General features: G+C 66.2%; 6 protein-coding genes. 5 read left to right on the top strand and 1 reads right to left on the bottom strand.

The genetic code is table 11. From position 1 onward, the window contains the following. Positions 1-28: 28 nt before the first annotated feature. From ACLBYD_RS14110 to ACLBYD_RS14095, 4 genes are read left to right on the top strand one after another with little or no spacing between them, the layout of a single operon-like run. Positions 29-2,299 (top strand): ABC transporter permease, encoded by a 2,271-nt coding sequence (locus ACLBYD_RS14110; protein WP_447816936.1) that lies wholly within the window; start codon positions 29-31, stop codon positions 2,297-2,299. After that, complete coding sequence (locus tag ACLBYD_RS14105; RefSeq protein ID WP_447816935.1) at positions 2,292-3,035, top strand: ABC transporter ATP-binding protein; 744 nt, start codon at positions 2,292-2,294, stop codon at positions 3,033-3,035. Before ACLBYD_RS14110 ends, ACLBYD_RS14105 begins: the two co-directional genes overlap by 8 nt. Continuing rightward, positions 3,032-3,736 carry an ABC transporter ATP-binding protein gene (locus tag ACLBYD_RS14100; protein ID WP_085470128.1) on the top strand — a complete coding sequence of 235 codons (705 nt, stop codon included), beginning with the start codon at positions 3,032-3,034 and terminating at the stop codon, positions 3,734-3,736. Before ACLBYD_RS14105 ends, ACLBYD_RS14100 begins: the two co-directional genes overlap by 4 nt. Next, positions 3,733-4,098: a hypothetical protein gene (locus ACLBYD_RS14095; RefSeq protein WP_229579682.1), complete on the top strand. Its 366-nt coding sequence runs from the start codon at positions 3,733-3,735 to the stop codon at positions 4,096-4,098. Before ACLBYD_RS14100 ends, ACLBYD_RS14095 begins: the two co-directional genes overlap by 4 nt. Positions 4,099-4,168: 70 nt before the next feature. On the opposite strand, the gene ACLBYD_RS14090 is transcribed toward ACLBYD_RS14095, so the two are convergent. Beyond that, positions 4,169-5,482 carry a bifunctional o-acetylhomoserine/o-acetylserine sulfhydrylase gene (locus ACLBYD_RS14090; RefSeq protein WP_447816934.1) on the bottom strand — a complete coding sequence of 438 codons (1,314 nt, stop codon included), beginning with the start codon at positions 5,480-5,482 and terminating at the stop codon, positions 4,169-4,171. Positions 5,483-5,859: 377 nt separating this feature from the next. Here ACLBYD_RS14090 and ACLBYD_RS14085 point away from each other — a divergent pair, with 377 nt between their 5' ends. After that, positions 5,860-6,699, top strand: a complete 840-nt coding sequence (locus ACLBYD_RS14085) for an IclR family transcriptional regulator (RefSeq protein WP_041803465.1) — start codon at positions 5,860-5,862, stop codon at positions 6,697-6,699. Positions 6,700-6,735 lie beyond the last annotated feature (36 nt).

Raw genomic sequence — 6,735 nt, 5'->3', positions numbered from 1 at the left:
CGCCGGCACCCCGACCAGAGGTACTCGTATGGACACCTTTCTGACCTTCACGATCGTGGGGTTGGTGCTCGGATCGGTTTACGCGATCGCTGCATCGGGCCTCGTTCTCACCTACAACACGTCCGGCATCTTCAACTTCGCGCACGGCGCACAGGCGATGCTCGGTGCGTTCGCCTACTGGCAACTGCGCTACGGCTGGGGGCTGCCCACACCCGTCGCGTTGCTCCTCGTCCTCGGCGTCCTCGGCCCGATGACGGGCCTGTTGCTCTACGTCGTGATCATGCGCGGGATGCGTGACACCGCCGAGGTCACCAAAATCGTCGTCACCGTGTCGATCCTGCTCGGCATGGTCTCGGTGTCGCACTGGTTCTGGCATCCAGAGACCGCACGCACCATGACAATGTTCTTCGGCGACCAGGCGAGGATCGACCTCTTCGGCGTCACCATTCGCTACCACGAATTGATCTGTCTCGCCGCCGCGGTGCTCATCGCCGTGGGACTGCGAATCATGTTCGTGCGCACCCGCGTCGGAGTGGCGATGCGAGGTGTGGTCGACGACCCCGATCTGCTGCGCCTGAACGGGCACGACCCCGACAGGCTCGCCGCGCTGTCCTGGATGATGGGTTCGACCCTCGCGGTGCTGGCAGGTGTCCTCGTGACACCGATCAACGGTGGCACCCTCGAAGCGAACATGCTGACCCTGCTCGTCATCGACGCGTTCGCGGCGGCGATGTTCGGCCGGCTGCGCAGCATTCCGCGTACCTTCGCCGGTGCGCTGTTCCTCGGCCTGGCAGCCACATACGTGCTCGCCTACTTCCCGACCGCGTGGACGTGGACGTCGAATCTGCGGGTGTCCCTGCCGATGATCGCGCTGTTCGTGGTTCTCGTCGTACTGCCGCAGGATCGGTTGCGCGGTGCCGTCACCCGTACCCGGGAGCGCTACCACGTGCCGTCGGTGCGCAAGGCGATCGCCTGGGCGGTCGCGCTCGTCGTCATCGTCTATGCCATCCGCCTGCTCATGGTGACGTCGGCGGTCACGACCCTCACGATCGGCATGACCTTCGCGATCATCGCGTTGTCGCTGACCCTGCTGACCGGATACGCGGGCGAGATGAACCTCGCGCCCGTGTCTTTCGGTGCCATCGCGACGATCGTGGCGTTCCACTTCGGTATCTCCGGGAGCGGACTGGCTGCCCACCTGAACCTGTGGGGCGTGGCGCTCGGCGTCGCCGTCACGGCCGTGATCGGCGGGCTCATCGCGCTTCCGGCCCTGCGGTTGCGCGGCCTCTATCTCGCCCTGGCCACGATGGCGTTCGGTGTGTTCCTGTCGAACATGGTGCTGCGCGACACCACCCAGCACGAGCTGTTCGGCATCAGGTTCTCGCTGTTCACCGACGGCAACATCGCGATCCCGCCGTTGAAGGTCGGCCCACTCGACCTGCGGAACGAGACGACCTTCCTCATGACGGTGACGGTGATCTTCGCCGTTCTCGGCGTGGGCATCATCGCCCTGCGCAACAGCGGCTACGGCCGCCGGCTCGCCGCGATGAAGGACAGCCCCGCCGCGGCGGCGATGCTCGGCCAGAGCCTGGTGCGTCTCAAGCTCGGAGTCTTCACCCTGTCGGCGGGCATCGCCGGCCTGGGCGGACTGTTCATGTCGAGTGCGATGGGCTCGGTGTCGAACGAGAGCTTCTCGATCATGGTGAGCCTGTCGCTGCTGATGCTCACCGTCGTGGCCGGTATCGGTTACGTCTCCGGTGCGCTGTTCGGTGGTCTGATGTCGGGTATCGGCTTCGCCGTCATCATGGTTTCGTTCTCCGATCTCGCTGCGGGACAGCCGGAACTGGCCGGAATGTGGACCTTCCTCGGTCACGTCGCCGCAGTGAGCCCCGCGCTCATCGGTATCGGCGTCGCGGCCAACCCGAGCGGCAGCGTCCACCAGATGGTGGAGGGCTACCGTCACCTGAAGAACGCGAAGCCCGTGCTGGTCGGGGGAGCCGCGGTGGTCCTCGTGTCGTACCTGCTCGCGCTCGTCGGCGTGCTCGACAACTGGTGGTTCGCATCGATCACCATCGCCACGGTGTTCATGCTCCCGGTCATGGGGCAGTGGCTGATGCCCGAGGCGGTGCTCGGCGCGGAGGAAGCACAACGTCGCGCGCCGCTGGTTCCCGAGCGGGTCGGAATCGACGAGCCCTACAACGAGCAGGCACGGGACGAGATCGACCGTGAACTCGGAATCGACGAACTTCTGGCCGCACGTGCCACCGGATCGGAGAAGGAACTGATTCCTCATGGCTGAGACACCCATTCTGGAAACACGCGGAATCACAGTCCGATTCGGCGGACACGTCGCGGTCAAGGATGTGAGCCTCGGAATCGAACCGGGAACGGTGACGGGCCTGATCGGACCCAACGGGGCCGGGAAGACGACCCTGTTCAACACGATCACCGGCCTGCAACGGCCGACGGCAGGCAAGGTCTTCCTCGATGATCGTGACATCACGTCGCTACCGCCCTACAAGCGGGCCCGCATGGGTATGGCCCGCACATTCCAGCGTCTCGAGTTGTTCGTGTCGCTGTCCGTGCGCGACAACCTCCGAGTGGCCGGGGACATCCACAATGCCAACGGACGCAACAAGATCGATGTGGACGAGGAAGTCGACCGGCTCCTCGAGCTGACCGGCCTGGCCGATATCGCGAGCACCGACGTCTCGGACGTACCCACCGGACGCGCCCGCGTCGTGGAGGTCGCCCGCGCGTTGATGACGTCTCCGCGCGTGCTGCTGCTCGACGAGCCCGCGTCCGGGCAGACCGAGCAGGAGACCGAGGCCTTCGCCACGCTGCTCGGTGACCTGGCGAAGGACGGCCTCGCGATATGCCTCGTCGAACACGACATCCCGCTGGTGATGAAGATCTGTTCGCGGATCCACGTGCTCGACTACGGAGCGGTGCTGGCAAGCGGTGTTCCGGACGAGATCAAGAACGATCCGGCAGTGATCAACGCCTACATCGGCACCGAGGAGGAAGCGGTATGAGCGTCGAACCGTTGCTCGAACTTTCGGGTGTCCGGGCCGGATACGGCGCGATCGAGGTGCTGCGCAGCGTGGACCTCGTACTCGAACCGGGCGCGGTGGTCGCCCTACTCGGGCCCAACGGCGGAGGTAAGACGACGACCCTGCGCGTGTGCTCGGGGATCCATCCGGTCTCGTCGGGTGAGTTCCGGCTGGCCGGCCGGGTCGTCAACGGTGTGTCCGCAGCGGAACTCGCACGTCTGGGGGTGTGCTCGATTCCCGAGGGACGCGGCATCTTCCCCAACCTCACCGTCCGCGAGAACCTGTGGATCGGAACCGGCACCGGTGTTCCTCTCGCAGACCTCGAAGAGGTGGCGTACACGCGATTCCCCGTTCTCGGTGAGCGCCGATCACAGCTGGCCGGTTCGATGTCCGGCGGCGAACAGCAGATGCTTGCGCTGTCGCGGGCGCTCGGTACCCATCCCACGGTGCTGTTGCTCGACGAACTGTCGATGGGCCTGGCACCGCGCATCGTCTCCCAGATCTACGAGATCGTCGGCGAACTCGCCGCCGAGGGCGTATCGATCCTCGTAGCGGAACAGTTCGCGCGAGCGGTGCTCCCGATCGCCACCAGTGCCGCGCTGATGTTGCAGGGCCGGGTGGTGCGCACGGGCGATCCGGCGGAGATCGAAGAAGAACTTTCCACCACCTATCTAGGAGGATGACCATGACCGCACTCGCCGACGAGCGACGTGAACAGTTCAAGAAGGACGTTGCAGCGCTGGGTCTCGACGCTCCCCGTCCGGATTCGGGAGGAAAGGCCCGCATCGTCGGCCTGGCCCTGATGGTGATCGGCGCCGTCGCGGTCTTCGTCGTCTACATCGCGTCGCTGACCCTCTCCGATACCCGTGACCTGCTGTCCTACCAGTTGCTCGCTCTCGGCTTCGTGGCTGTCACTCTGATCGGTGTGGCGGTCTATCTCGCCGCCGCGGTCACTCGTGTCCTGCGTCTGTGGCTGGTCAGGCAGTTGCTCGAGAGCAGCACGCAGGCCGAGCGGATCGCGCAGGCGCTCGCACGCAACGACTGATCGCAGATACGCCGAACGCGGCGACGGNCCGAAAGGGGATGGGCCGTCGCGTCTTCCGAATCCTCAGGGGTCAGCTTCCCGCAGCCTCGAGGCCGGTGGTGATGTCGGCGAGGATGTCGTCGATGTTCTCGATGCCCACGGCGAGTCGCACGAGACCCGGGGTGACACCCGCGGCGATCTGCTCCTCGCCGGTGAGCTGCGAGTGGGTCGTCGACGCGGGGTGGATGACCAGCGAACGGACGTCGCCGATGTTCGCGACGTGGCTGTGCAGGGTCAGCGCGTTGACGAAGCGCTTGCCGGCGTCGATGCCGCCGGAGAGCTCGAACACCACGATCGCACCGGCGCCGCGCGGGGTGAGCTGCTGGGCGCGGTCGTACCACGGCGAGGACTTCAGGCCGGCGTAGGCGACGGAGGTGACCTCCGGGCGTCCCTCGAGGAACTCGGCGACCTTCTGTGCGTTCTCCACGTGCCGCTCGATGCGCAGGCTCAGAGTCTCGAGACCCTGCGAGATGAGGAAGGCGTTGAACGGGGAGACCGCTGCGCCCATGTCGCGCAGCAGCTGCACGCGCGCCTTGAGTGCGTAGGCCGGAGCTCCGAGGTCGGCGAAGACGACACCGTGGTAGCTCGGGTCGGGGGTCGTGAAACCGACGTGGCGCCCCTGCGTCCAGTCGAACGTGCCGCCGTCGACGATGACACCGGCGATGGCCGTGCCGTGGCCGCCGAGGTACTTGGTGGCCGAGTGCACGACGATGTCGGCACCGTGCTCGAGCGGGCGGAGCAGGTAGGGGGTGGCGACCGTGTTGTCGACGATCAGCGGCAGCCCGTTCTCGTGGGCGACACCCGAGATGCCGGGCAGGTCGAGGATGTGGTTCTTCGGGTTGGCGATCGTCTCGCCGAAGAACGCGCGGGTGTTGTCGCGGACGGCCTCGCGCCACTGGTCGAGGTTGTCGGGATCCTGGACGAAGGTGACCTCGATGCCGAGCTTGGGCAGCGTGTAGTGGAACAGGTTGTACGTGCCGCCGTAGAGATACGGGCTCGACACGATGTGATCGCCGGCCTGGGCCAGGTTGAGGATCGCGAAGGTCTCGGCGGCCTGTCCGGACGCGAGCAGGAGGGCGGCGACGCCACCTTCGAGGGCAGCGATGCGCTGCTCGACCGCGTCCTGCGTCGGGTTCATGATGCGGGTGTAGATGTTGCCCGGCTCGGCGAGACCGAACAGCGCCGCGGCGTGATCGGTGTTGTCGAAGGTGTAGCTGGTGGTCTGGTAGATGGGCAGGGCCCGGGCCTTCGTGTCGCCGCCGGCGGGCTGTCCCACGTGGATCTGCTTGGTCTCGAAGCTCCAGTTCGCGCTGGGATCGGTTGCTTCAGGGGTGGTGTCGCTCATGGCTCTGCTCCGGATTCGGGATGTGTTCTGATCGTCGACTTGCTGACCTTCGGGCCCCGCACACGACATCACCGTACGGTGGTGTTGAGGGGGCAGGAACGGGTGCGGCGGTCAGCGGGCCAGGCACCCGCGGATACACGAGAGTTGGGCACGACGGTGCGGCGACCGGCTCGCGCGCTCGTACGTCTTGCTCACGGTCCCGACAATAACCTGTCCGCACGATTCCGACCAGACTCATAGGAATTCGCTCTCGCCGGGAAACTGACTCCGGAGTACCTACAGTCTGTGTGTACCCCTTCCGGTGTGACCTCTGTTACTGCTAACGTTCTGGAACAGATTCCAGTTTCATGAGGCGCGCAGGGTCGTGGCCAGGACTTATGGAGGTGCAGTTGACCGCCGTCGACTCCGCGCTCGAGCCCGTCGGAACCTCGTCGAAACGAGAACTTCCACCATCGATGGTCGATCGGATGACCCTCATCCTGGAGGCCTTCGACAGCCGCGGCGCACTCACTCTCGAAGAGGTCACCTGTCGTTCCGGATTGCCCCGTTCGACGGTGCACCGCATCCTCGATCACCTCGTGCGTCGCGACTGGATCGAGCACGCATCCTTCGGTTACTGCCTCGGCCCGCGTGCCCTCGGTCTCGGGGGCAGCGACACGGGCCACCGCCGCATCCGGGAGGCCGCTGCGCCGCATCTCCACGACCTGGCGATGCAGACCGGCGCCGTCGTCCACCTGACGGTCCTCGAGGGCAACGAGGTGCTCTACCTCGACAAGGTCGGTGGACAGTTCGCGTCGAGCGTGCCGTCGCGGGTGGGCGGTCGGTTCCCCGCCTACGCCACCGCGGCCGGCAAGTCCATCCTTGCGTGGCTCGAGCCCGAACGCATCGACGCGCTGTACGGCAAGACGCTCGTGCCGTGCACCGAGCGCACCATCCGCGATCACGTCGCACTGCACCAGGAGCTCAACCGCATTCGTAAGCGTCGTGGCGTCGCGTTCGAACGTGAGGAGGCTGCGCGGGGCATCGGATGCGTGGGCGTCGCGCTCCGCGGCGTCGACGGCCCGGTTGCCGCCCTGTCGCTGGCAGCGGACGCGCGTTCGACCCGCCTGGAGTGGGTGGCGCCGATCGTCGCCGATACCGCTCGAAAGATCACGCGCACGCTGTTCCCGGAGCAGGAGCGCGACGACAGCCTGCAGGCCACCGAGAAGGTGGGCTGACGCCCTTCGGCTTTCGCCACGAAGGACTGTGCGCAG

Source organism: Rhodococcus sp. C26F, from assembly GCF_053345925.1.
This window is presented reverse-complemented; position numbering and strand designations above follow the sequence as displayed.

Bases quoted from the DNA above. Each gene is read 5' to 3' on its own strand.
- ACLBYD_RS14110 (WP_447816936.1), top strand. From the start codon at position 29: ATGGACACCTTTCTGACCTTCACGATCGTGGGGTTGGTGCTCGGATCG.
- ACLBYD_RS14105 (WP_447816935.1), top strand. From the start codon at position 2,292: ATGGCTGAGACACCCATTCTGGAAACACGCGGAATCACAGTCCGATTC.
- ACLBYD_RS14100 (WP_085470128.1), top strand. From the start codon at position 3,032: ATGAGCGTCGAACCGTTGCTCGAACTTTCGGGTGTCCGGGCCGGATAC.
- ACLBYD_RS14095 (WP_229579682.1), top strand. From the start codon at position 3,733: ATGACCATGACCGCACTCGCCGACGAGCGACGTGAACAGTTCAAGAAG.
- ACLBYD_RS14090 (WP_447816934.1), bottom strand. From the start codon at position 5,482: ATGAGCGACACCACCCCTGAAGCAACCGATCCCAGCGCGAACTGGAGC.
- ACLBYD_RS14085 (WP_041803465.1), top strand. From the start codon at position 5,860: ATGGAGGTGCAGTTGACCGCCGTCGACTCCGCGCTCGAGCCCGTCGGA.